The 23691-nt window shown below is 59.0% G+C and carries 19 protein-coding genes and 2 pseudogenes; 9 read left to right on the forward strand and 12 right to left on the reverse strand.

Going from position 1 to position 23691, the window contains the following annotated elements:
* Window positions 1–107: 107 nt before the first annotated feature.
* A complete protein-coding gene (locus tag NKI64_RS29155; protein WP_023690571.1) occupies window positions 108–326 on the reverse strand; it encodes a helix-turn-helix transcriptional regulator in 219 nt (72 codons plus the stop codon).
* Between the two features lie 122 nt (window positions 327–448).
* On the opposite strand from NKI64_RS29155, the gene NKI64_RS29160 reads away from it, so the two are divergent.
* Together NKI64_RS29160 and NKI64_RS29165 are read left to right on the forward strand one after the other, a co-directional pair.
* Window positions 449–715: a DNA -binding domain-containing protein gene (locus NKI64_RS29160; RefSeq protein WP_023816339.1), complete on the forward strand. Its 267-nt coding sequence runs from the start codon at window positions 449–451 to the stop codon at window positions 713–715.
* Between the two features lie 218 nt (window positions 716–933).
* A pseudogene (locus tag NKI64_RS29165) lies at window positions 934–2129 on the forward strand (IS256 family transposase).
* Between the two features lie 451 nt (window positions 2130–2580).
* On the opposite strand, the gene NKI64_RS29170 reads toward NKI64_RS29165, so the two are convergent.
* The 5 genes from NKI64_RS29170 to NKI64_RS29190 form a co-directional block, all read right to left on the reverse strand.
* Window positions 2581–3120: an acyl-homoserine-lactone synthase gene (locus tag NKI64_RS29170; RefSeq protein ID WP_031206289.1), complete on the reverse strand. Its 540-nt coding sequence runs from the start codon at window positions 3118–3120 to the stop codon at window positions 2581–2583.
* A gap of 31 nt (window positions 3121–3151) precedes the next feature.
* The gene (locus tag NKI64_RS29175) at window positions 3152–3880 is read right to left on the reverse strand and encodes an autoinducer binding domain-containing protein (protein WP_031206291.1); all 729 of its coding nucleotides are present in this window, start codon (window positions 3878–3880) and stop codon (window positions 3152–3154) included.
* Between the two features lie 537 nt (window positions 3881–4417).
* On the reverse strand, window positions 4418–5437 hold the full coding sequence (locus tag NKI64_RS29180) for a GlxA family transcriptional regulator (RefSeq protein WP_023690620.1): 1020 nt from the start codon (window positions 5435–5437) through the stop codon (window positions 4418–4420).
* A 35-nt stretch (window positions 5438–5472) separates the two neighbouring features.
* A complete protein-coding gene (locus NKI64_RS29185) occupies window positions 5473–6582 on the reverse strand; it encodes a mandelate racemase/muconate lactonizing enzyme family protein (RefSeq protein ID WP_023816945.1) in 1110 nt (369 codons plus the stop codon).
* Between the two features lie 8 nt (window positions 6583–6590).
* Window positions 6591–8144, reverse strand: a complete 1554-nt coding sequence (locus NKI64_RS29190; protein WP_352671616.1) for a trimethylamine methyltransferase family protein — start codon at window positions 8142–8144, stop codon at window positions 6591–6593.
* A 603-nt stretch (window positions 8145–8747) separates the two neighbouring features.
* On the opposite strand from NKI64_RS29190, the gene NKI64_RS29195 reads away from it, so the two are divergent.
* The 4 genes and pseudogenes from NKI64_RS29195 (at window position 8748) to NKI64_RS29210 (ending at window position 11657) form a co-directional block, all read left to right on the forward strand.
* Window positions 8748–8972 (forward strand): glycine betaine ABC transporter substrate-binding protein, encoded by a 225-nt coding sequence (locus NKI64_RS29195; protein WP_352671674.1) that lies wholly within the window; start codon window positions 8748–8750, stop codon window positions 8970–8972.
* A 17-nt stretch (window positions 8973–8989) separates the two neighbouring features.
* Entirely contained in the window at window positions 8990–9547 is a 558-nt protein-coding gene (locus tag NKI64_RS29200) for a glycine betaine ABC transporter substrate-binding protein (RefSeq protein WP_352671677.1), read from the forward strand.
* Window positions 9548–9805: 258 nt separating this feature from the next.
* Window positions 9806–10778, forward strand: a pseudogene (locus NKI64_RS29205) (ATP-binding cassette domain-containing protein).
* A 33-nt stretch (window positions 10779–10811) separates the two neighbouring features.
* Complete coding sequence (locus tag NKI64_RS29210) at window positions 10812–11657, forward strand: ABC transporter permease (protein WP_023690615.1); 846 nt, start codon at window positions 10812–10814, stop codon at window positions 11655–11657.
* A 37-nt stretch (window positions 11658–11694) separates the two neighbouring features.
* On the opposite strand, the gene NKI64_RS29215 is transcribed toward NKI64_RS29210, so the two are convergent.
* Both NKI64_RS29215 and NKI64_RS29220 read right to left on the reverse strand, forming a co-directional pair.
* The gene (locus tag NKI64_RS29215) at window positions 11695–12459 is read right to left on the reverse strand and encodes an SDR family NAD(P)-dependent oxidoreductase (protein WP_023816950.1); all 765 of its coding nucleotides are present in this window, start codon (window positions 12457–12459) and stop codon (window positions 11695–11697) included.
* 9 nt (window positions 12460–12468) lie between these two features.
* Window positions 12469–13236 (reverse strand): SDR family NAD(P)-dependent oxidoreductase, encoded by a 768-nt coding sequence (locus NKI64_RS29220; RefSeq protein ID WP_023816951.1) that lies wholly within the window; start codon window positions 13234–13236, stop codon window positions 12469–12471.
* Window positions 13237–13566: 330 nt separating this feature from the next.
* Here NKI64_RS29220 and NKI64_RS29225 point away from each other — a divergent pair, with 330 nt between their 5' ends.
* Window positions 13567–14478, forward strand: coding sequence for a LysR substrate-binding domain-containing protein (locus NKI64_RS29225; protein WP_023816952.1), 912 nt, complete (start codon window positions 13567–13569; stop codon window positions 14476–14478).
* Here NKI64_RS29225 and NKI64_RS29230 read toward each other — a convergent pair.
* The 4 genes from NKI64_RS29230 to NKI64_RS29245 form a co-directional block, all read right to left on the reverse strand.
* Window positions 14475–15797, reverse strand: coding sequence for an NAD(P)/FAD-dependent oxidoreductase (locus tag NKI64_RS29230; RefSeq protein ID WP_352671621.1), 1323 nt, complete (start codon window positions 15795–15797; stop codon window positions 14475–14477). The two genes, NKI64_RS29225 and NKI64_RS29230, sit on opposite strands and share 4 nt — an antisense overlap.
* Window positions 15798–15810: 13 nt before the next feature.
* Window positions 15811–17337 (reverse strand): aldehyde dehydrogenase, encoded by a 1527-nt coding sequence (locus NKI64_RS29235; RefSeq protein ID WP_352671624.1) that lies wholly within the window; start codon window positions 17335–17337, stop codon window positions 15811–15813.
* The gene (locus NKI64_RS29240) at window positions 17315–18259 is read right to left on the reverse strand and encodes a dihydrodipicolinate synthase family protein (RefSeq protein WP_352671627.1); all 945 of its coding nucleotides are present in this window, start codon (window positions 18257–18259) and stop codon (window positions 17315–17317) included. Before NKI64_RS29240 ends, NKI64_RS29235 begins: the two co-directional genes overlap by 23 nt.
* A gap of 539 nt (window positions 18260–18798) precedes the next feature.
* Entirely contained in the window at window positions 18799–20454 is a 1656-nt protein-coding gene (locus NKI64_RS29245) for an MFS transporter (RefSeq protein ID WP_352671630.1), read from the reverse strand.
* A 374-nt stretch (window positions 20455–20828) separates the two neighbouring features.
* Between NKI64_RS29245 and gabT the strand changes: the two genes are divergently transcribed.
* Both gabT and NKI64_RS29255 read left to right on the forward strand, forming a co-directional pair.
* Complete coding sequence (gene gabT / locus NKI64_RS29250; RefSeq protein WP_031206306.1) at window positions 20829–22124, forward strand: 4-aminobutyrate--2-oxoglutarate transaminase; 1296 nt, start codon at window positions 20829–20831, stop codon at window positions 22122–22124.
* 378 nt (window positions 22125–22502) lie between these two features.
* Window positions 22503–23690 (forward strand): SAVED domain-containing protein, encoded by a 1188-nt coding sequence (locus NKI64_RS29255; RefSeq protein ID WP_352671634.1) that lies wholly within the window; start codon window positions 22503–22505, stop codon window positions 23688–23690.
* The last annotated feature ends 1 nt before the right edge of the window (window position 23691 follow it).

A 23691-nucleotide genomic window follows, 5' to 3' on the forward strand; every position in this document is an offset into this window, starting at 1 on the left:
GGCGCGAAGCCGAACGGGACAAGATGGCTGGGCCTGCGAAGAAGACCGGCGCGGTTCCGCGATGTCACGCACGCGGGCCCGTAGCAATTACTTGAAAGTCGGGTGGGTCAGGTCTGTTTGTCGGGCCGAACCAGATCCGTGTGGCTGACGCCGAGAGCCAATGCCAGTTCATAGATCGTGATGATCGTCGGATTTCTTCGGCCTTTCTCTAAGCCGCTGATGTACTGCTGGCTGAACCCGGAAATCTCGGCAAGCTGCTCCTGCGTCAGACGCTTCCTTAGCCTGATGCTCTGCACATTACGTCCGACTAACCTGCGCATATCCATGCACGACAGCCAGCGGATTACGCAGCTTGAGTTTATCAACTATAATATGTAATCCACATTGAGCATCTAAATCCGCTGGCGGAGGGCTTCGCGGAGGCCGTTTTCCGGAGGTATAACCAGCGATGTTACAGCCTAAGTCGAACACGCCAATTGCCGACGAAGTGCACTGCTCGGACAGCCTCACGGTCTACGATAAATCGCATTTCACGACTTATATGCGGCTCCTAGACGCCTCCGCCGATGATGCGAGCGAAGAAGAGATGGCCCACGTCATCCTCGGCATCGATCCAGCACGCGAACCGGAGCGCGCCAGGAAGGCTCTTCGTAGCCATCTCGACCGTGCGAACTGGATGGTCACTACTGGCTACAAGGAATTGTTCGCCGGCTGAACAATTACACCGTGCGCTCCATGTCCTGGATGGCGCGGCGAACGCCTCCACGCAGAGTCGGCAGGATGCTCACCGGCCGGCCTGAACCTCGCTCGCCGATCAGGGTTTCGGCATTTCCCAGGTAGTGTGCTGAGAGTTCTGCAAATTCGCTGAGAGGGGGCGGTCATGGCAGGCTGGTGATTGTTCACGTCACCTGATTCCCGCGAAGGAACGCCACCATGACCAAGACTGAAGTTAAGACCGCCAGCGCTGCCGTCAAAGACATTTTGCTTTCGAACCCGGATGGATTGCACGAAGTGCTCCGTGCGGTGATGCAGGAGGTGCTTGAGGCCGAGATGGACGAGGCGCTGGGTGCCTCGAAGAGCGAGCGCACGCCCGAACGGCTTGGCTATCGCTCGGGCTATTACGGCCGTACCCTTGTGACGCGGGTCGGCAAGCTCGAGCTGCGGGTTCCGCAGGACCGGGCCGGGCGCTTCTCCACCGAGCTGTTCGAGCGCTACCAGCGTTCCGAGCGGGCCTTGGTGGCGACACTGGCGGAGATGTATGTGCAGGGCGTGTCGACCCGCAAGGTGAAGGCGATCACGGAAGAACTGTGCGGCCATGCCTTCTCGGCCTCGTCGATCTCGGCCATCAACAAGCGGCTGGACGAGAGCCTCGCTGCCTTTGCCAGGCGCCCCCTTCAAGAGCCGTTTCCTTACCTCATCCTCGATGCGCGCTACGAGAAGGTGCGTGAAGCCGGTGTTGTCATGAGCCAGGCGGTGCTGATCGCGGTCGGTATCGACTGGACGGAAGGCGCCAGATCCTGGCCGTGGAGATGGCCAATCGCGAGAGCCGCTCGGCCTGGAGGGACTTCCTCGTCGGCCTCAAGGCGCGCGGCCTCAAGGGCGTCGAGTTGGTTGTGTCCGACGATCACGCCGGCCTGGTGGCAGCGATCGGCGAGGTGATCCCCGAAGCCGCCTGGCAACGCTGCTACGTGCACTTCCTCAGGAACGCGCTCGATCATCTGCCGAGGAAGCACGGCGACGACTGCCTGCAGGAATTGCGCTGGCTCTACGACCGGCGCGATCTCGCAGAGGCCAGGGCTGATCTTGCCGCATGGCTTGCCAAATGGTCGGCACGCTATCCGCGCCTGACAGGCTGGGCCGAGGATGCCATCGAACAAACCCTGACCTTCTTCAGGCTGCCGAGACAGCACCACAAGCATCTCAAATCCACCAACATGCTGGAGCGGCTCAACGAGGAAATCCGCCGGCGCACCTATGTCGTGCGCATCTTCCCCAACACCGAAAGCCGCCTGCGCCTGGTCAGGGCGTTGGCCGTCGAGACCAATGAAAACTGGATGGAGGCCAACCGATACATCAACATGGACGACCTGCGCGAGCACAAGAAGCTCGCTCTGCGCCAAGCCGCATGACCAGCATCATAGCCGCCCCATTTTGCAGAACTTGACGCACACAACCATTTCCCGTTCCACCACCGGCAGGCGAACCGCCGAAGGCCTGGAGGACGAGGCAGAGGCGACGGCCACGCGCTTGCGGTGGACACAAGGATCTGGCAGTCATCCGGGCGTAGCTAAAAAGATGATATACATTAAAGGCCCGCAGCCGGTGTCTCAACTGCCAGGCGGGCAGATCGATAGGGTCCATATGGCGACGTACGGATTGAGCACCACTCCTCGAACTCGGGGATTGGAGATGTCGCCCCATCACGCCTGAGAGAGTCCGCGAGACAGAATCGCCTTAACGCGCTAGGTCGACGCGCGACGCGACGATGGTGTGGTAGCCTTCCACCGGTCCGGCCGGCCGGCGGCGCTGCCTTCTGCCCAGTTCATGGCCCGGGCCCGCCAGGATCACGACGGCCCGACATCACATCGCCGGCTCATGAACCCGCCATAGCCGAACGGCATCCACCGTCTCGTTGGAGCCGTTGATATGCGGCCACGCCGCGGGTTTTTGTGTGGGTTTCCGGTCCGCGCGGCCGGCGCGGCGAAGCATGCGCTCCATGGACAGATGGGTGACGGTGACAATTGGGCCGGCACAGCGGGACGGGCCGAACTCGATCATAGCTGTGAAGAGCTCGTAAACCAACAGAACGCTACCCGCTCGCTTCGGGGGTGGATGACGTAACATCGAGCGCACGGCGGTGCTTTCCCAGACGCTCGGTTCCTTGGGCGCCGTCTTTCCTTCCAACAGCACAAACAGTATCGCAAAACATGGTCGCCCCGCCCGACATTCGTCCGCACATCCGTGGGGCCTCCCCTTGAAAACGCGGTATCGTAGAGGGTGCATGTAATTCGTTGCCAAGTCAGTACCAACCAGCCGCAATAAGTGCATCATGATGCGTCTAGAGGAAGGGATGACCTTGCATTGGAGGCGAATGGCCAGCCGAAAACAGCCTTTGCTCATGCTCAATAGAACCAAAGACGAATTCAGCTTCTCAGAGAATTGAAGATCGTGATGAGGCCAGCAGGGCTACGGCCTGATCCTTGGTGTGCACGCCGAGCTTCTTCTTCACATTGTCGAGGTGGAAATCGACGGTACGCGGCTTGATGCCCAAGATGCAGCCGACAGCCCAAGAGGACTTGCCGCGCGCGGCCCATTGAAGGCATTCATATTCACGAGGTGTCAACGGAACGCCGTCCACTGTTCGATTGCCGGACAGCTTTCGACGAGCATAAATGTGAAAACATGTCGCCATGAGTTGGAGCGCCTGTTCGTATCGCCCAGCAACGCGCAGGGAGGCGGAATTGGGCTTGTCAGCGGCAAAGGTGATAGCTGCAACACAGCCTCTGCGATCGATAATCGGGATTGTCAAACCGCACCGGATGCTGAACTGGGCCGCCTCATCGAATAGCTTCTCTTGAGCCGGCAACATCTCAATGCAACGCAAATCCGACCCCGGCCATTGAAATGGGGAGCCGCCACATCGCGCACGTATAATGACGGGATCGACTTTCTGATACTGGTTTTGCAGATAGTGCGCGGTCCAGGGAGGTGGATAATTTGAGATCAGCTTGGGCTCGCCACAAGACTGCAACGGCAAAGACAGATAGGCAAAGGTGAGTAGATCAAGTGCTGCGGCCGCCCCAGCCATGGCATCCCGGAAATCTGTTTCATCGACACTCTCCGACAACTTTTCCAGAAATGTCTCGAAGAGAGGCGGCATGTTCTTCGTCATTGTCCTAGCTCAATCGCTTTGTCCGTCTGCTGCGCGCCATTCTGACCTGGAGACTCCGCCATAAGCCGGGCCCGCATAACTGCGGCCGGTCTTAGCAAGCAGAGCTGACGGCCTTAGAATGCCACAAGGCGCTGCGTGATCTTCGCATAGTCGTCACCAACCGCAGCTGCGCTGGACTGTTCGAACGGCCATCACGGAGAAGCTACAGCATCTTCCCAACGCAATAACGCAATCGGAGAGATCTTCTTGCGAAATGAAATCCTCGCCACCCCTGCATGGTACAATCGTGATCGTCCTGCGCCACCATCATCGGGGCGTTGTCAAAAGCCCTCAATCAAATGGTCGCCCGGTGAACTTGGGTCGACAGAGAAGAGGACAACGGAGTAGGCGCATGTCGCCGCTTTGAGGCCAAAGATCCGGGCGTATTGTTGCAACGCTTTCTGATTTGTTGCTGGGCAGATCGACTCCGAACATTTGCCATGGATAGAGGGGGCGCTGTTCTCCGCTAAATTCAAACACCAACTATCATCTTAAGCCGGGCCCAACCCAAGGCGGCACTATCGCTCGACACTGCTGCGGAGACATTCGATTGAAGGCTCTGAAGCACTTTGCGAAATGCGAAGCAGACGTAAACCCGCAGGCCATGGCAACGTCAATGATGGGCATTCGTGTGCCTTCGATCAGGCGCTTCGCATGGTCTGTGCGAATGCGGAGATAGTGACGCACTGGCGGAACTCCGATATGGGAAGCGAACAAGCGCTCCAGCTGGCGCCGCGATACTCCGGCCCGTTGCGCGACCTCCTCCATTGTCAGCGGGAACTCTACATTTTCCTCCATGATTCGCATTGACATCAGGAGCTTGTCGCTGACACCCGCAAAGGCTAGACCCGACGGCCCGGTCTGGCGGTTTGATCCTGAGCGCTGACCTTGGACAGTCGAGTGGCGGCAGACCTCCTGTGCAATATACCCGCCGGCATGGCTGCCGATCAGATCGACGGCCAGGTCAAAAGCTGCCAGTTCTCCTGCGCAGGTTGAAAACTGGCCGTCCTTGACAAACAGGGAATCGCTTATGCGGGGTTGGTTGAATACTTCGGCAAAAGCAGCGAGCCGCGACCAGTGTATCGTGCAGCGTGTACCTGCCAGAAGCCCCGTACGAGCGAGCAGCCATGTCGCTGTCCCCACCGCAGATATCGGCACCGCGCGACGCGCCATCGTTCGCAGAAATCCGTTGAGCTCAGGCGTCAGTTGCTGTTCTACCGGTTCGCCCGTTACGATAGCGAGCTGGTTCGGTCTTCGATCGTCGGAGCCGAAAACCAGTTCGTCTATCGTGACATCAACAGCAACCGAAAGGCCGTTGGCGCCCTCGATCGGCCGAGCGTCAAGCCCCGCGATGCGCCACCGGAACAGCGGCAGGCTCGACACCGTGTTTGCGATGCGAAAGGGTTCAATATAGGCGTGAAGCGCCAGGTGCGAGAACCCGGGTAAGACCAGAACCACCAGGTCAAACGGTCGATCGGCCGCCGCCGGTTTTTTCGGCGTGGCCAACGACGTGATTGCTCTAACGTTGGCGGGTGCGTTCACTAGGATCCGTACGTGGCTACTGGCTGACCGAACATGCCGGGTTCCGGTTTGATGCCGAGGCCGGGCAGTTGCGGTACGGCGATGTGACCGTTTTCGATGACAATCGGATTCTTCGCGTCGAAATGTCCTTCGATATATTCCTGCGCGATCCAGGCGCCCTCAAAACGGCGCGGCTCCACAGTGGAACCTAAGTGCACGCAAGCCGCCGCGATTATGTCGCCACCCCATGCGTCATCACAGCTGTGCGGTAGCGAGCGGATGGCGCAAACGTCGCGGATTGTCGCCATTTTGGTGAGGCCGCCGAGACGCGTGACCTTGAAGCCGAAGCCATCCGCTATGCCGAGGGAGATCGCCCTGAGTACTGCGTTCTGATCTTCGGTGCTCTCGTCCAAATATACCGGATGCGTCACCCTGCCCTTCAGGGTGGCGATCTCATCCATAGTATTGCAGGGTTGCTCGAAAACGAAGGGGATCGCGTGGCAAAGCCGGTCAAGATGAATGGCGGCAGCGACAGTGAGCCCCCTGTTGCCATCCACTGCGAGACGCGCTTTGTAGCCTACCGTTTCCCAAACCTTGTGAATCGAGGCCACATCCTGTTCGAGATTCCGCCCCGAGATTTTGACCTGCAGGCGTGGATAACCTGACTTCACCTTGTCGGCGGCTATCCTGGCCGTTTCGTCAGGCGGGCCAACAATGAGCGAATAGTAGGCCGGAACACGGTCGACGAGCGCGCCTCCCAGCAGTGTCGAGATCGGCACTCCAAGCCGCTGGCCGAGAACGTCAAGGAAGGCTATGTCGAACGCTGCCTTGGCATAGCCATGCCCGTTCAAGCGCTCGTCCATGCATTTGGTGAGGAGCCTGATCGAGGCAATCTCGGCACCCATAAGACCTGGGGCGATCTCGGCAATCGCCGCGCGTGCGCCGAGCGCGTGATGCGGCTGATAAACCGGCCCGACCGGGCAGGTTTCGCCCCAGCCAGTCAGTCCGTCATCGGTGCCAATCTCGACTATAGTGCTGTCAAGCGCGTCTACGTCGTCGCTGGCCATTCGGTAGGTGCCACCTTTAACGGGTAGCTGAACCTTATAGACGTTGATCTGGTCAATGCGCATGACGATGCTCAGTATTCCTCGTTGAGCGCGTCGACAGCGGGGATTTCCCGCGAGCGCCGATCGATATACGCGCGCAATTCCTCGTCCTTCGCGATGTCGAGCTTTGGTTCTTCATATTCGGCCAGAAGGCGGCGCGCATGCTCCAGGGCACGCTGCTTGATGTCCTTTGAGCCATCAGCGTACCACTGCTCAACCGAGTTATTGTCGAAGAGTTTCGGAATAAAGAAAGCCTTCTCGAAGTTCGCCTGTGTATGCGGATGGCCAAAGTAATGGCCGCCTGGCCCGACGTCGCGGATCGCAGCCAAGGCTTCATCGAAATCGTCCCACTGGATGCCTTGTGTCATGCGATAGCCCATCGCGCAGACTTCGGCGTCGACAACGAATTTCGCGATCGAGCAGTGCATGCCGGCTTCATTCCAGCCAGCAGAATGCCAAATGTAGTTTGCACCTGACAGCAGCACGGCCATCATGGTCATCGCACTTTCATAGCCAGCTTGCGCATCGAAGATCTTGGCGCCGCCAAGCAAGTTCGAAGTGCGCCATGGCACGTTATAGCGACGAGCCATCTGGCCGATCATGAAATTCATGAGCGAAATCTCTGGCGTTCCCGCCATCGGCGCTCCCGATTGCATCGACACGGTCGATAGGTAATGCCCATAAATCGCAGGGCAGCCCTCGCGCACCACCTGCGTGTAGGCAAGTGCGGAAAGCGCTTCCGCATTGAGCTGCGCCACTGCCGCCGCGGTGGAGGCTGGCGTGTTCGCGCCGCCGAGAACGAAGGGCGAGCACAAGACGGGCTGATTGCGCCGGCAGAAAGCTCGCATGCCGCCCAGCATGACCTGGTCCCACACCAGCGGCGAGTTGCCATTGCAGTTTCCGGTGGTGACTGCATGGTTCTCAAGGAAGCCTTCACCGAAAAGGATTTCGCACATGTCGAGCACGTCCTCGGCATTCTTGGGGGAGGTGGTCATGCCCATGAAAATCTTGTCGGAATGCTTTATTGACGAATAGGTGATGTGCAGGTGTCGGTGCGCGACGACAATGTCCATCGGTTCGACGATGTGGTGAGCCGACGAATGTAGCGCCGGCATCATATGGGCAAGCTTGTGGAAGGTCCCAAGGTCCGCGATCGTCGGGCCACGCCTCACATCATCGAGATCGCGCATGTACGGCGCGCCTGTCATGGGCACGAAGATTGATTTGTTGCCTCCGAGTTCGACATTCTTCGCCGGATCGCGCGCGAAATATTCGACGTTGGGGGGAATGGTCTTGATGAGCTCCATGACTAGGCCGCGGTCGAGATGAACCCGGTCATCGGCGCGCACGTCCGCTCCGACTCTCTTCCAGTCCTCAATCGCGATCGGATCGCGAAACACCACGCCTACTTCTTCCAGGATAGAGAGAGAAGCCTCGTGAATGCGTTCGACCTGCTCGGCATCCATCGGCTCTACCACCGGCAGGCCGCGCTTGAGCGTCGGCAACATGTCGACCTTTGGTGCGGTGCGGATCGTCCGCCTCGCTTCCCGCCCGCCTCTACGAGAGAGGTGTAGTTGAGCAGTCATGCCGGCCTCCAGACAAATATGTCGCGACCGAAACCGGACCGCACTCAACCATTGCCGGAGCTTTGAGCCTTGACCTACTGCAAAAGTCTCATCCGAGTGTTGACTAAAGGGCAGGCTGGGCCGCCGGCTCACTCACCCGGACTCGAGAGATGGTCGGGTCGAGCAGCGGCGGAGCTTTCCACGTCGCAGCTCAGCCTTACGGATAACGCGGAAACTTGGACGTAATCGGCCATGACCGTAGGCATCACGACAGGCAGAGATGATGATGCATTGCCGCAAAGCGAGCGACCTAAAGTCAATCGGGAGGCGACTTTTTTGCGTCGGCTGGCTCCCGCGGTTCCGTGGTAGCACGTTCTTGCTTGGTGCCGGGCAAGAACAGAACAGCCCATTCCCGGATCAGACGAGGTGAACAAAAACGACAACCTCGGACTCATCTAGGCATCAGATGGGTAGCGACAGGAGGATTTGAATGCCAAGGCCAAATCTCGTCAATAATGTACTCAGCGCGAGCACGTCGCGCAGAACCTTGCTGAAGGCAGGCGGCGCCGCCGCGCTTGTCATGAGCGGCCTGACGACGGCGCCAGGGCCGACGCGTCCCGGCCGCTGGTCTATGCCTTCGCGGCATGGTCCGACGCGCTAGCAATCACCTATGTCGGCGCGAAGCTCATCGAGGACAATTTCGGCTACAAGGTCCAGCCGCTGCAGGCGGAGCCAGGCGTGATCTATGCCTCGCTTCAAACCGGGAAGGCCGACCTCTATTCGAACTCCTATATGCAGGGGATGGGCCCGCTGAAAGGCGCCTATCACGGCGCCAGGCGGACTATGTAAAGAAAGTCGCCGGTTCCATCAAAGTCGTCGGCGTTTCGGAAGGCCCGATGACGCAGGGCCTTGCCGTTCCGGACTATGTAGACATCAAGAGCATCGCCGAGCTCAACGACCACGCCGACAAGTTCCCAGGCGGCATCATCGGCATCGACGCCGGCTCCGGCCTCATGCAGTCCGCGGATGCAACGGTGAAGGCTTACGGTCTCAAGCTCAATCTGGTCCCGGGCAGCGAAGCTGCCATGGAAGCGGCCTTCCAGCGGGCTTACTCGAAGAACGAACCAATCGTGGTCACCACTTGGGAGCCGCTCCCGATGTGGAGAAAATTCAAGATGAGGTATCTCGAAGATCCCAAGAAGACGATGATGTCAGAGCCCTTCTACTGTTTCCACGTTACGTCGAAGGACTTTGAATCCAACTTCCCCAAGGCCCAGGCATTTTTGACAAGGTTCCACATCCCGAATGACGAAGAAGCCAAGATCATGGGCTGGATCGACGGCGGGATAAAGCCTGAAGACGCCGCCTCAAAGTGGATCGGCGAAGTGAAAGGCAAGGGCATTATCGAGCCGTGGCTCGCCTGATCCCGAAGCACGCATCCTCCCAACAGTGCGGGGTCCGCGCCGACCCTGCATCACCACCTGTATTATGCGCGGGAGCCTCGAATGAGCACGCGAAAGCCGGCCGTCGAGATCAAGGATCTCTACAAGATTTATGGCGGCAACCCCGAAGTGAAACTGGACAGACTGCGTTCGGGCGCCTGCGGCCCCGACGAGGGCGGCGGTTTCGTCGCGCTCAACAACATCAACATAACCATTGAAACCGGGAAAATCTTCGTCGTAATGGGTCTCTCAGGCAGCGGGAAATCGACCCTTCTTCGCTGCATCAACCGCCTTGTCGACCCCACTGCCGGCCAGATAGTGGTCAATAGGCAGGACATTACGAAAGCCGGCAAAAAGGAACTCCGCCAGATCCGCTCCAGCATGATCGGAATGGTGTTTCAACATTTTGCGCTCCTGCCGCACATGTCGGTCATCGATAATGTTGCGTTTGGGCTCCGTGTCGCCGGGGTCGGACGCAAGGAGCGACGCGAGCGCGCAGGCAAGGCACTCGAACTCGTAGGGCTCAGAGGATGGGGCGACCGCAAGCCGTCCAACCAGCGGCGGCATGCGCCAGCGCGTTGGCCTGGCGCGTGCCCTGGTGATGGACACGCCGGTGCTGCTGATGGATGAGCCGTTCAGCGCGCTCGACCCGCTCATTCGCGAGGAGATGCAACAGGAGTTGCTTCGGCTTCAGAGCACTCTGAACAAGACGATTGTCTTTGTGACACACGACCCAAACGAAGCGGCAACGATCGGTGACCGCATCGCTATTCTCCTCAACGGAGAGGTCGTCCAGGAAGGCCCGCCGATCGATATCGTGCTCTCCCCCGCCAGCGACTACGTCAGGGACTTCGTGCGGGGCATCGATGTCTTCAAGGTGCTGTCGGCTGGCCAAGTTATGGACGCCGTCTGCCCGCCGGTGGAACTGGCGAACAGGCCGATCTCGGAATGGACGAAACATCTGTCGAAAGACTTCGTAAAGCTCGCGCCCGACGATCTGGTCGCCCCCTATCTCGATGAGCTGGCGAAAGAGCAGCGCGCTTTTATCGTGGTTCAGAACGACGGAACGCCCGTCGGGACGGTTACCCCTAAGTCCGTTCTCAGAGCGCTCGCGGCCCATTCCTCGTTAGCCGGCGCGACGCCGAAGATCGAGAAACCGAAAGCTGCCGACACGACGAGGGCAAACGCCGTGGCAGAACGCGCGGCACAATAGCGATTCAAACGACTCTAGCTGAGGATCATGAGGATGGATTTTTCGGAGTTTGCAGGCACGGTTGCCGCGTCAATCGACGAGTTCACGTCCTACCTCTCAATGCATTTCGGATTTGTCTTCGATTTCATCTCGACCGTGATCCTGGGCATACAGCAGCCCTTGGCCACGGTCCTGACGAGCGCGCCGCCCTGGCTGAGCATCACGACCGTTATGGCCGCTGGTGTCCTGCTCGCGCGGCTCTCGCTGGCTATCCTCAGTGGATGTGGGCTGGCCTTCATCCTCGTCATGAATCTCTGGGCGCCGGCGATGGTGACACTGTCCCTGGTGCTTACGGCAGCCGTTGTCGCCCTGGCCATCGGGATACCAATCGGCATTCTCATTGCTGAATCGAAGCGCTTGAACGCGGTGGCTGAGCCAATACTCGACTTCATGCAGACGATGCCTCCGTTCGTGCTGCTCGTTCCAGCCGTGTTCTTCTTCGGCGTTGGAACGGTTCCGGGCATCGTTGCGACGATCTTCTTCGCCATGCCGCTGCCGATCAGGCTCACGGCCCATGGTCTCAAGATGGTTGAGCCGGAAATGGTCGAGGCGGGGGAGGCCTTTGGCGCAAGTCGCCTGGCCGTGCTGTTCCTGATCAAATTGCCGCTGGCGTTCCGCTCGATTATGGCAGGCGTCAACCAATGCGTGATGATGTCGCTATCGATGGTCATCATCGCCTCCATGATCGGCGCTGGCGGCCTGGGCGACGAAATCATTCGGTCGATCTCTCGTCTCCAGGTTGGGAGGGGCGTCGAAGCTGGCCTTGCGGTCGTTGTTTTGGCAATCCTGATCGATCGCATCACCAGGCGGATTAGCGAGAAAGTTGATCCGAGGGCCTGACAAACATGAAGTTCGGTCAATGGCGGGCTTCTCCTCGTCACGCAATCGGCAGTGGCAACTTCTTGGTGCGTCCCCCATCGATGACGTAGACCTGCCCGGTCACGAAGGAGCTTTCTTCCGAGGCAAGCCAAACGGCAAGGTTTCCGACATCAGTCGGCTCACCAAGACGTCCAACCGGATGCATTGCGAGCAGTTCCCTGCGGACACGCGAGCCGTCAGCCATGCTGTCGATGTAGATCTCACTGAGGTCAGAATTGATCCAGCCCGGCGCAATGGCATTGCACCGGATACCCTCGTGCCCATGGTCCACGGCGACGGCTGCTGTAAAGCCGTGAATGCCAGCTTTCGAAGCGGAATATGCAGGATGACCCGGATTAGACGCCAAGCCTTCAATCGAGCCGATGTTAACAATGCTTGCAATGCCTCGCTTGCGAAGATGCGGCATTGCCGCCTTCGTTAACAAAAATGGGGCCTTGAGGTTGATCTTCATCAACTGGTCCCAGTCCGTCTCGGTCATCTCCTCGACGGTCTTCTCGAACATGATCCCGGCGTTGTTGACGAGGATGTCAAGGCCGCCAAATCGCTCGACGACGGCCTGAACGGCCGAAACGATGTGCTCGGAGTTCGCAAGGTCCGCCTTCACGTAAAAGGTGCGATCGTTGAGGATCTCGTCGGGTGGCGGGTTCCTCTGCACAACGGCAACCTTGGCCCCTTCCTCCACGAAACGTCGCGTGATGCCGGCGCCGATGCCACGGCCGCCGCCAGTGATGATGGCAATTCTTCCTGCAAGTCTGTCAGCCATAGGGTGTCCTCAATAGACCGGCTTGGCGCCGTTCACTTCAACGGCCGTGCCGGCGATGTAGCGGGCGGCATCGGAGCTCAAGAAATACACCGCATCGGCGATGTCTTCCGGCTCAGCAATGCGCCCGAGCGGAACCGTCTTGTTGAGCTCCGCTATGGCAGTGTCGGGATTGAAGCCGCGCTTGGCGAAGCCCGTGCGCAGCATCGGCGTGTTGACCTCATTTGGACACACCGCGTTGACTCGTATCCGGTCACCGGCATGATCGCGGCCAAGGCACTTCGAGAACGCTGCCACTGCCGCCTTGCTGGTGCAGTAGGCGGGATGCCCGGGTCCGGGATAAAGTCCCCAGCACGATGCGATGTTCACGATCGCGCCGCCGCCGTGGCCCTTCATATGGCCGATCGCCCTTCGGCATGTGTAGAATATCGATGTGAGGTTGATGTCGAACGTCCGCTCCCAATCCTCATCGGTCGTCTCGAGGATATTGCCCCTCGTGATGATCCCCGCATTGTTGACGAGCACGTCCAGCCTGCCTGTGATCTGGATGGAATAGTCGATCAAATCTTCGCAATAAGCCTTGTTCCTGAGGTCGCCGGTGTTGCTCCAGACATTCTGTCCGATTCGATTGAGTTCGGCCTCGAGCTGGTCTAGGCCAGCCTGGTCGGCGTCTCCGGCAATCACATGAAAGCCGTTCGCGACGAACTGCTTGGAGATCGCTTGCCCGATACCTCCCGCCGCGCCTGTGATCACCGCAGTTTTCTTTTCAATGCCAGTCATAGCTCAAGCCATCTCTGAGAGGGAAAGTTAGGTTCATAATCTCTCAACGGCGGGCGAAGACCAGTGGGGCGGCCCTGCAAAAGTCTCACTCCCTTGTTGAGTAGTTGAGCCCAGATATCGCCATGGACATGCTAAGGTCTAGCTGCGTCGGACATGGGCTTGGGCAGCGTCGCAGATCGCGCAGCATGGTGCGTACCGTTTCCCTATGTTGTGGCGATGGCTCGGGGATCGCAGCCATAGTCCGTCACTTATAAATGATTTGCCGATATCTTGGGGTTCGCTTGCCCAATCTGTCGCGCCGGGCGAATATTGAAGTGTTTGGAGCTTGAGATGGTCCGCCGCTACTATGACCTTCCGTCCCTGACTGCTTTGGCTGTTTTCGAGGCGTCTGCCCGGCACTTGTCATTCAAATTGGCTGCTGCGGAACTGAACGTTACTCCCGGCGCCGTGAGCCGGCAGATCAAGGCGATCGAGGACGAACTCGGAGTTCCGCTGTTTACCCGATTAGGAACCGGTGTGGCGCTGACAAGCGCCGGCGAAGACCTTTACGGCGTGTTGGCTACCGGTTTTTCGCGGGCCGCAGATATCGTCCGAAATGTGAAACACGGTGACCGTTCCAAGAACGTCACGCTGGCATGCACGGACGCCTTCGCGTCAACGTGGCTGATCCCGCGGATGCCGGATTTTTGGACGAGGTACCCGGATATCGCTGTTGACCACCTTATCTCGGACAATCCCCGCGATTACCGCCGCGCCGAGGTCGAATTGCGCATCCGCTACGGGTTCGGATCGTGGTCGAATGAAGATGCTGAGCTCCTTTTCAATGAAACAATCTACCCGGTATGCGGGCCTGGGTTTGCAAGCAGGCACCGCGATGCAACGGCGGAATCGTTGGCCGATCTTCCCCTGCTGCATGTCGATTGGGTGGATCCCGATTGGGCTGGCTGGGACGAGGTCCTTCGGCGCGCGGGGGTCTCGCATGGTCCGACCCGCGGTCGGCGCTTCGGCAAGTTCTTCGTGGCGCTTCAGGCAGCTCAGGCCGATCAAGGGGTGGCTGTTGGGTGGCATCGCCTTGTCAAGACGCAGATTGACGAGGGGAAGCTCGTCAGACTGACGGATCTCGAGCTCCCCGCCCCTGGCAGCTATTATCTCACATGGTATCAAAATCGTACGCTTTCCCCTGCCGCCCAGAGCCTGCGTAGCTGGATCCGGGAAGTGGCGGCGCAAGAACGAGAAAGCTAAAGCTCTCTGCCGGCGCGCTTCTGCATCGCCCACAACTTCATCGGCGCGCCGATCGACATCAGCGGTTCTGGATAAAGCTGAATCGGGCTTGGCTCTTTCAGGGCGTCTGCAACCATTGGCTCGTTATTGCCAACGGCAAGATCGGCAGCCAGCATCCCGTAGAGGGTGCCCTGCACCGTTCCTAGGCCATTGCAGCATCCGGCAACGAAGACTCTGTCTTCAATCTCGCCGAATGCTGGCGCGGAATTGAGAGAGAGACACAAGTGGCCTCCCCAGCGAAATTCCATCGGTGCTTGACCCAGCATCGGGAAGCGCGCCTGGAATGATCGGTCGTGCACAGCGCCGATCCGACGGATCTGCTTCTCACTGGTGAACATGTGCGGATTATAGGTGAAGGTGTTGCGGACGACGATCCGATCGCCGATCCTCCGGATGGTTGATCCCATGGGATCGGCTGGGATCAAGCCCCAATGCGGCTCACCTCCCACCGCTGTCTGTTCGCTCTTGGAAAGCGGCCTCGTCATGCTAGCGTAGGTGAACACGTGCAGCAGGCGATTCTTGAAGTAACCAAAACTTTCGAGATGACCGTTGACTGTCAGTATCAACCGCGGCGCGGTGATCTCGCCCTCAGCCGTCTTGGCCGTATGCAGTTTGCCGGTCTGTAAAGATGTGACCGGGGAATTCTCGAATAGCTGCACACGCCTCGACAAGCCTTCGGCAAGCCCACGGATGAAGCCGGCGGGCTGGGCCATTACCGTTCCTGGCGTGAAGGTACCGCCGACGAAAAAATTGGTTCCAGTGATTTCCTTCAACTGCAGCGCGTCGAGCGGCTCGAATGGCTCGCCTAGCCCCGTCAGGTGCTTCTCAAATTCGCGCAGAACCGCAACACCGTGATCGGTTGCAGCTCCATGGTACTTGCCGGCCCGAACGAAGAACTTCCGCAATCCGTATTCGTCCGCCGCCGAAGCAGAGAATTCAATCGCGGTCCGGTTCATGCGGATGCGTTTTTGATCGTGATCCTGGCTTCCGCCGTAATGCTCCCCACCGAGCTCGTGCGGAAGGTCGATCATGAAGCCGGAGTTGCGCCCGGCAGCACCCCAGCCGACGCGCTGAGCGTCGACCACCACTATGCGCTCGTTCGGCACCAGTTGTGCGAGGCGCCGCGCGGCCGCCAAGCCAGCAAACCCAGCTCCTACAATGAGCCAGTCCGCCTTATGACGGCCGCGCAGCACCTCAGGTGCCTTGGGAGGCGGCAGAATACCGTACCAACCGGGCATGGATGTGTCCGCAGGCGTGCGGACAGCCTCGTGATCGCTCATCGGTGCGACCAGGCTAGTCTACCGAACGCGAGACTTTAGGATCGGAGATGTCCGCCCAGATGGTCTTGAGTTCAGTATATTGGTCATGGGCATGCAATGACTTGTCTCGTCCCCCGAAGCCCGAAAGCTTGAAGCCGCCGAACGGAGTTGAGACATCCCCTTCCCCGTAGCAGTTAATGGTCACCGTCCCGGCGCGAATGTCCCTTGCGATGCGATGTGCCTTGCCGAGATTGGCGGTAAAGATTGAAGCTGCAAGCCCGTATTGCGTATCGTTAGCGACCCGGAGCGCCTCGTCAGCGTTGGCCACTTTGATTACCGACAGCACTGGACCGAAAATCTCCTCTCGCGCAATCGTCATTTCGGGCGTGACATCGTCGAATACGGTCGGCTCGATGAAATAGCCTTTGCCGTACTTGTGGGCGTTGCCGCCCGTCACGATCCTGGCGCCTTCCGCCCGTCCCTTCTTGATGTAGCCCATGATGCGATCGAACTGCTCCTTCGACACAATGGCGCCGAGCCGATTACCCGGATCCAGCGGCTCGCCCAAAGGCCATTCCTTTAGCTTATGGAGGACGGTTTCCACCAAGCGGTCCTTGATCTTCTCGTGCACGATCAGGCGGGAATTGGAAGAGCAGTTCTCGCCCATGTTCCAGAAAACAGCCTGGGTGACATGCTGCGCTACAACATCGAGGTTCTCGGCGTCGTCCAGGACGATGCAAGGATTCTTCCCGCCGCATTCGAGCACGATGCGCTTGAGGTTAGACTTGGCGGAATATTCCAGGAATTTCCGGCCGACGTCAGTGGACCCGGTGAATGCGACCATGTCGATATGGGGATGCATGCCGAGTGCCTTGCCGGTCACTTCGCCCGGACCGGTGACGATCTGCAGGACGCCTGGCGGCAACCCGGCCTCATGCGCCAGCTCGGCGATCCGCAACGTCGACATGTTGGTCTGCTCGGCCGGCTTGACGATGACCGAGTTTCCGGTCGCGAGCGCCGGCCCGATCTTCCAGGCCAGCATCAGGATCGGGAAATTCCAGGGCAAAACGCAGGCGACCACGCCCAGCGGCTGGCGCACGATCCTCGAAACGACATCATCGCCGGACGGCGACGTCTGGCCGTAGAGCTTGTCGGTGGCTTCCGCGTGCCATTCCAGGCAATGCAGCGCCTCGGGAATGTCTATGGTTGCGACGTCATAGATCGGCTTGCCGCTTTCGAGCGTCTCAAGCACTGCAAGCTCATGGGCGTTTTGCTCTATCAGTTTCACGAGCCGCCGCAGAACGCGCTTGCGCTCGCTCGGATGCGCACGCGACCAGGCGCCCGATTCAAACGCCAGTCGCGCCTTCTCGACAGCGAGATCGACATCGGCCTGGCCGCAGGAAGCGATCTTGGCGATGACCTGCCCTGTCGCGGGATTGATGGTCTCGAAAGTGTCCCCGGATTGTGCAGCCCGGGCCTTGCCGTCAATCACTGCGCTGGTCGGCAGTGGCAGGCTGTCCGCCAAGTTCTGGTACTCATCACGCGTTAATAGCGATGACATTCTCGGAAGCCCTCTTCTGGGATTTTGCAGTGATTGACGCGATGACTGCCTTAAGGGTGCGGATCGTCGACTCGAGTTCCCGCTTCTGTTCGTCGCCGAGTGCCCGCATCGGCAGGCGCACGGGCCCAGCGGGCAATCCAGCCAATTCGCACCCGAACTTGATGCTCTGGACGAATTTGCCGCCCTGTTCGAGAAGCCTCATCAGAGGCAGAAGCGCCGACATGATCTGCCGGCCCTTGGTGAAGTCCTTCTCGATCACGCAAGCTTCGTACAGCGCGAGGTGCTCTGAGGGCAGGCAGTTGCCGGCGCCGCAAACCCACCCTTTTGCGCCCCAGGCGAAGAATTCGAGGGCCTGATCATCCATGCCGCAAAACAGATCAATGTGCGGATAGTCACGAGTCAAGGCGTGCAGCTGATTCATGCTGCCGCTGGATTCTTTGATGGCACAGAAATTGGAGCTGCGACCGACCCGGTCCAGGAACTCGAGGTCCATCATCGTTCCGGTGCGCCCGGGATAGTTGTAGAGCATCACCGGTAGATTGGCGGCCTTGTCGATCGCAAGCGCATGATTGGCAAGTTCCAGCTGCGTGGGCACAGCGTAGTATGGCGAGCCGATCAGAATGCCGTCGTATTTCAGGTCCTTTGCAACCAGCGCATATTCGATGCAGTCCTCGGTGCGAATGGCACCGACGCCGGCGATCAGGGGCATCTTCCCCTTCACTACGCTCCTGGCAAGCTTAAGCAGGCTGACACGCTCGTCGCGTGACTGGGCGTAATACTCGCCTGTCGTGCCACCGACAATGATCCCGTGGACGCCAGTCGCGACCAGGTGCTCAACTATGACGCAGAAGCCGTCACGGTCGATCGATCCGTCCGCGTGAAAGGGCGTTGTGACGGGCGGAATAATGCCTTTGAACGACATCTGCCTGGCTCCAATGTGGGCTACAGGTCAGTGTTATATGCAGCTGGGGGGGCGGGAACAGCCGAAATAAAGTCACCTGGCAGGCAACTTTTTTGCGGTTCTGGCTAGATCGAGGATGCCTACAGGAATCGACGAATTGCCGGAGCCCCTAGCGAGCAAGTCGCGCGTGGGACAGGCTAATAGTTGTTGCTATTCTCGGCTAATCAGGGGTTATGGGTACATCGCCTTGGTGTCGAGACTGTTGAGAAACTCCAGAAGGTCGCATCGGCAGCTCAAAGCTAGGGTTTCTGGCTGATATCTGGTCAGGGAGCACTCCGTGTCATTCGGATTGTCTAAAGCCGCGGTCGAAGTACGGACCAGAGCCCGTTGAAGCTCCAGTCCCATGCCGCGGCGAAGCGCGAGCTCATAACATTTCATTGAAGTACCGACCAATTCGATGGGGTACCGACTCCGCGAGCGCTTAGCCGTTCGTCGACTACGGCGAACGGTGAAAGCCACAATTCCGCATGTCGTCACGTGCTCTCAGCCTTGTGAGAGGGTCAACGGCGGGGAAAATAAGGAACGGATTGCTCAGATTTGCGATTGGGCCCCGTCGGCCGCTCGATCGAAAGTGTGATCTGAGGTGGAAACTCTCCTGCGTGCAGGAGGAGGACCCTTTTATCCAGTTCCTTGTCTGCTTCCGTGAGACGATGGTTCAGGCGAAGATAGTCCGTCCAGGTCGGCGTGCGGAACGTCTCCGTCCATTGCATGGGCTCCTGCAGGTTGCGCTGCAGCGTCCAGTGCCGAGCACCGACGCGGCTGTTTACATGCCGGCGCTCGCGCATGAGGTCCAGGAAGGACTCGACATTTTCCGCGGCTACCAGATACTCAATCTTGACAACGATGGGACCGCTTCGTGGCTTGAGATCAAGCGCGACTGCCGGGGGGTTGAATTCCTCCGAAGGATCGGGCTCGGATTCGCGGCGCTCCCGAAGAGGAAACAAGGCCCCTGTCGCGGCGACGAGCAACAGAGCACCGGCGGAACCCTCCAGCGCCAAGGTCAGTGAATGGTTCTGCGCCACCGTGCCCCACACCCAACTGCCGGCCGCTATGCCGCCATCTATCAACGCATAATAGATCGAGATCGTGCGCCCCACGACCCAGCGCGGGCTCGCCAGCTGCACGCTCACGCCAAGCCCCGACCAGGCGGTGACCCAACCAGCGCCGCCCAGGGCGAGTGCAATTGCCGCCACTGCAAGCGAAGAGGTCAGCGCAAGGGAGAGGGAGCACGCCGCGCACGCGACACAGGAGAGGGTCATCAGCCGTTCTTGTGACAAGATCCGTCTGAAGAGGTTATTGGAGATGCCGGCGAACACAGCGCCTGTCCCGAAGCCGGCCATGAGCGCGCCGTAGGCGACGGGCCCTCCTCCCAGTTGATCGCGGACAATCAGGGGCAGCAGCGCGAGTATGGCGATGCTTGCCAGGCCAAAGAGGGTTCCACGGGTGATCGCCGCCTTGATTTCCGATGACATCGCCGTGAAGCGCAGCCCGTCATAGATCGCCGTCCTCATGGATTCACGCGGGAGCGGTGAGGAGCGAACCTTCCACTTGCATCGCCATATGGTGGCCAGAGGGACCAGATAGGTGAGCGTGGTTACGGCGAAAGCCGTCAGAAGCCCGAATAAGGCAACCACGATGCCGCCGAGCGCCGGGCCAACGGTCCGTGCAGTGTTGAAGCCGACCGAGAGGAGGGTAACGGCAGAAGGAACATCGCGTCGGTCCACAATGTCGCCAACCGAGGCCTGCCAAGCGGGATCGTTGAGAGCGCCGCCGCATGCGATCAAGAAGCTAAAGCCGAGGATCATCCATGGGTCTACAAAGCCCAGCGTCACAACAGCGGTCAGCATCGCAGACGCCGCCGCCATAAGGCACCAGCCGGCGAACATGACCCTGCGACGGCTGAAATTGTCGGCAATGGCCCCGACGAAGACAGATAGAATAAACGCAGGTAGCGTGGATGAAGCCTGCACCAGCGCAACCATCAGATCGGACGTCGAGATCGTTGCCATCAGCCAGCTGATGGCAACAGTCTGCATCAGCCAACCAAGACTTGAGAACTGCGTGGCGAGCCAAATGGAACGAAAGGTTCGATTCTTGAGCGGCGCAAACGTCGCTGGCGAAATTACATCCGCATCTGCGCCAGCCACTTCGCTCATCTCTGTGCCTTTGCCTTTCGTCTACCGGTCCGGTTGCCCTTTGCGTGCCGTCGAGCGGGATACATGGTGACCGGGCAAGCTTTTCGAAGGCTCGGGCAAATTGGCGAGCGCCACTGGCATTTCCACCCGATCGGCCACCTCCCCGCACATGCGCGAGCGTATCCGACGGCCGTTCACGTATCTACCAATGCACCTCGGGGAGCCACTCGAACTAAAGTCAATCGGCAGGCTATTTTTTTGCATCTCTGCAAGGCTTCGATACGTGCTAATCGTCCCTAACCCTTTGATCGTGCGTTGCTAATTGGCAAGTCCAAAAAGCTGGCGACTAAAAGGGCCGCAGCCAAGTAATTTGCCTATTGGCAGAGGAACAAAATATGAGCGTCACAAACCGCGAACTTGAGAGCAGGCGCATAGCGGCGGTTCCCAGTGGTGTAGCCTGCGCGTTCCCAATTTTCGCTGATAGAGCTCTTAACGCAGAGCTTTGGGACGTTGACGGACGACGTTACATCGACTTCGTGGGTGGAATGGGTGCCCTCGCTGTTGGTCATTCGCATCCTGGAATCGTAGCAGCGGTTCGCGATCAGTTGAATCGCTTCACTCACACCTTTTTTGGAACTGCCCCTTATGAAGGCTATGTTGCCTTGGCCGAGCGACTAAATGCTCTTGCACCGATGGCTCCAGCCAAGACCCTGCTCGTCACAACCGGCGCGGAAGCAGTCGAGAACGCAGTTAAGATCGCTCGTTTCCATACGGGCCGCCGAGGAATTATTGTCTTTAGCGGAAGCTTTCATGGCCGAACGCTCCTGACACTAGGAATGACAGCTCAGGTAAACCCTTACAAAGTGGGTTTTGGCCCATTTCCAGGAGACATTTATCGTGTTCCGTTCCCATACGCTTATCGCGGAATCAGCACGCAAGACGCCCTGTCAGCCCTCCATGCTCTGTTTGAAACAGAACTCAATGCATCAGAAGTAGCCGCAATTGTTATTGAGCCGGTGCAGGGCGAAGGTGGTTTCCTGCCGGCGTCCTCTGAATTCCTTAAAGCCCTTAGACAGATCTGCGACACTCACGGCATAGTGTTGGTCGCTGATGAGGTCCAGTCGGGTTTCGGACGGACGGGTAGACTTTTCGCCATAGAAAACTTCGACGTTCAGCCGGATTTGATAGCTGCCGCCAAGAGCCTTGCAGGCGGCCTGCCACTTGCAGCCGTGATCGGCAAGGCCGAGATCATGGACTCGGTTCACCGCGGGGGGCTTGGGGGCACTTACGCGGGTAATCCATTGGCATGCGCAGCCGCACTGGCAGTCCTAGACGTTCTTGAGAACGAAGGATTGCTCACTCGGGCGGAAGAAATCGGTGCGCGCCTACAAGCGGGATTCGAGCGCCTCCGAATTAGAAGCAACCATGCAGAGATCGGCGAGATCCGTAGGCTCGGCGCAATGATTGGCATAGAATTGGTTACGGATAGCGTCAGCCGAGAGCCCGCGACAGATGTCACCACGAGAATCATCCAAGAAGCCGCTCAAAACGGCCTGCTGCTGGCCTCGGCAGGACGCTTTCACAACGTGATCCGCTTCCTTGTGCCACTCACAACTTCGAACGAGATTCTGGACGAAGCCATTTCCATCCTTAGTCGATCAATGGAAAATGTGGCTAAACTCCAAGCCTAGCACGGAAGGCGGAGCACTCGGAGGATAAGCCAAGGGAACTGCTGGCCGCCTGGGAAACATTGATCTGGCGGTAGGGTTCCGACGGCCGTCTTTCGGCAGATACAGTTAAAGCTGCTGCGCCGATTTCGGAGCGTCCCTGTCGTGGGGAAGCACACCTTGCTGATCGGACACCCAAAGTTGTGTACTTGAAGGCCAATGTTGAGCTCCTTTGGCCTCGACCCAAGGTACGTCTCCTGAAAGTACGTCCCTATTTGGGGCAACGTAAGTTTGCTACTCGGCGCCGTCGGCGCCGAGCGACAGTTAAGAGGTTTCGCGGGCTCAGGCTTGCCGCAAAAATCAAACGAATCGCACATCAAGCGTGATAGAAAAAACATGAGTATGGTTGCAGAACCCGAAATGGAAGATCAGGTGCCAGCAGAGCCGCGTCGCGGACGCCGGCGGCCCCTACCCGACAAGGTCAAGAACATCGTATGGGGCCGCGCTGCGGGACGGTGTCAATATGCGGGATGCAATGCCCTATTGATTGGCGACGAGGTGTCGGGAGCTGCCAACGCTAACGCGGCCTATATCGGGCACATCATTGCGGATTCGGCGGATGGGCCGCGGGGCGATCCGATTCTGTCATCCAAACTCGCCCAGGACCCCGACAACCTGATGCTGGTCTGCGACCTGCACCATCGAGTTTTCGATCGCGAAATGGTCTCCGAGCATCCCGCGAATGTCCTGACGGCGATGAAGCGCCGCCATGAAGTCCGCATCCGGACGGTCACAGCCATCGACGAGGATCTGAGCAGTCATGTCATTCGATACGCTGCGAGGATCGGGACCAACGAATCTCCCGTGGCCAAAGGCGACCTCAAATGGTCGATGATCCCGGATCGCTATCCGCTTGACGACGGTTGGATAGATCTCGATCTCGCGACGCTCGATCTATCCGATCACGAACCGGATTTCTGGCGCATCCAGGTCCGCAACCTGCGGACCGGCTTCGCCGAGAAAGTTCGCGGGCGAATGGAGCGGCAGGAAATCCGTCGCTTGACAGTATTCGGATTGGCGCCGATCCCGCTCCTGTTCGAACTGGGCCGTCTGATCTCCGACATCGCGCCTGCAGACGTCAGGCAGTTGCTGCGCAGCCCCAAGGGCTGGAAGTGGGATCCTGAGGCTCCGCCGCTCCGCTTCAAGGTCCTGCGACCATCCGGTCTGGCCGGCCAGGTCGCGCTGAAGCTGGAGATCAGCGCACGCGTCGCAGACGAGCGGATCCACGCGGTGCTTGGCACCGATGTAGCGACCTGGTCCATCGCGGCCGACGGAGCCCATAACGACATCATGCGCAGTCAGGCCGATATCGTCGAGTTCGCGCGTCTTTTTAGAACAACGCTGGACGCCATCAAGGTAGCCCATGGCGAGAACATGATCGTGCACGTGTTTCCCGCCATTCCGGTTTCCGTCGCCATCGAGTCCGGTCGCTCCTGGCAGCCGAAGGCGCACCCCACTCTCAAGATCTACGACCAAAACAAGAAGCTGGGCGGCTTCATTTTCGCCCATGAACTTGAACACGCCAGCTAAC

The organism is Mesorhizobium sp. M0478 (assembly GCF_040321305.1).
Taxonomy (GTDB): domain Bacteria; phylum Pseudomonadota; class Alphaproteobacteria; order Rhizobiales; family Rhizobiaceae; genus Mesorhizobium.

What these genes read in the sequence shown, in the direction of transcription:
- NKI64_RS29220 (WP_023816951.1), bottom strand. Translation starts at nt 13,236, where the DNA reads ATGACTGGCATTGAAAAGAAAACTGCGGTGATCACAGGCGCGGCGGGA.
- NKI64_RS29190 (WP_352671616.1), bottom strand. Translation starts at nt 8,144, where the DNA reads ATGACTGCTCAACTACACCTCTCTCGTAGAGGCGGGCGGGAAGCGAGG.
- NKI64_RS29175 (WP_031206291.1), bottom strand. Translation starts at nt 3,880, where the DNA reads ATGCCGCCTCTCTTCGAGACATTTCTGGAAAAGTTGTCGGAGAGTGTC.
- NKI64_RS29255 (WP_352671634.1), top strand. Translation starts at nt 22,503, where the DNA reads ATGGTTGCAGAACCCGAAATGGAAGATCAGGTGCCAGCAGAGCCGCGT.
- NKI64_RS29155 (WP_023690571.1), bottom strand. Translation starts at nt 326, where the DNA reads ATGGATATGCGCAGGTTAGTCGGACGTAATGTGCAGAGCATCAGGCTA.
- NKI64_RS29225 (WP_023816952.1), top strand. Translation starts at nt 13,567, where the DNA reads ATGGTCCGCCGCTACTATGACCTTCCGTCCCTGACTGCTTTGGCTGTT.
- NKI64_RS29230 (WP_352671621.1), bottom strand. Translation starts at nt 15,797, where the DNA reads ATGAGCGATCACGAGGCTGTCCGCACGCCTGCGGACACATCCATGCCC.
- NKI64_RS29160 (WP_023816339.1), top strand. Translation starts at nt 449, where the DNA reads ATGTTACAGCCTAAGTCGAACACGCCAATTGCCGACGAAGTGCACTGC.
- NKI64_RS29240 (WP_352671627.1), bottom strand. Translation starts at nt 18,259, where the DNA reads ATGTCGTTCAAAGGCATTATTCCGCCCGTCACAACGCCCTTTCACGCG.
- NKI64_RS29245 (WP_352671630.1), bottom strand. Translation starts at nt 20,454, where the DNA reads ATGAGCGAAGTGGCTGGCGCAGATGCGGATGTAATTTCGCCAGCGACG.
- NKI64_RS29170 (WP_031206289.1), bottom strand. Translation starts at nt 3,120, where the DNA reads ATGAGCAAAGGCTGTTTTCGGCTGGCCATTCGCCTCCAATGCAAGGTC.
- gabT (WP_031206306.1), top strand. Translation starts at nt 20,829, where the DNA reads ATGAGCGTCACAAACCGCGAACTTGAGAGCAGGCGCATAGCGGCGGTT.
- NKI64_RS29185 (WP_023816945.1), bottom strand. Translation starts at nt 6,582, where the DNA reads ATGCGCATTGACCAGATCAACGTCTATAAGGTTCAGCTACCCGTTAAA.
- NKI64_RS29210 (WP_023690615.1), top strand. Translation starts at nt 10,812, where the DNA reads ATGGATTTTTCGGAGTTTGCAGGCACGGTTGCCGCGTCAATCGACGAG.
- NKI64_RS29235 (WP_352671624.1), bottom strand. Translation starts at nt 17,337, where the DNA reads ATGTCATCGCTATTAACGCGTGATGAGTACCAGAACTTGGCGGACAGC.
- NKI64_RS29215 (WP_023816950.1), bottom strand. Translation starts at nt 12,459, where the DNA reads ATGGCTGACAGACTTGCAGGAAGAATTGCCATCATCACTGGCGGCGGC.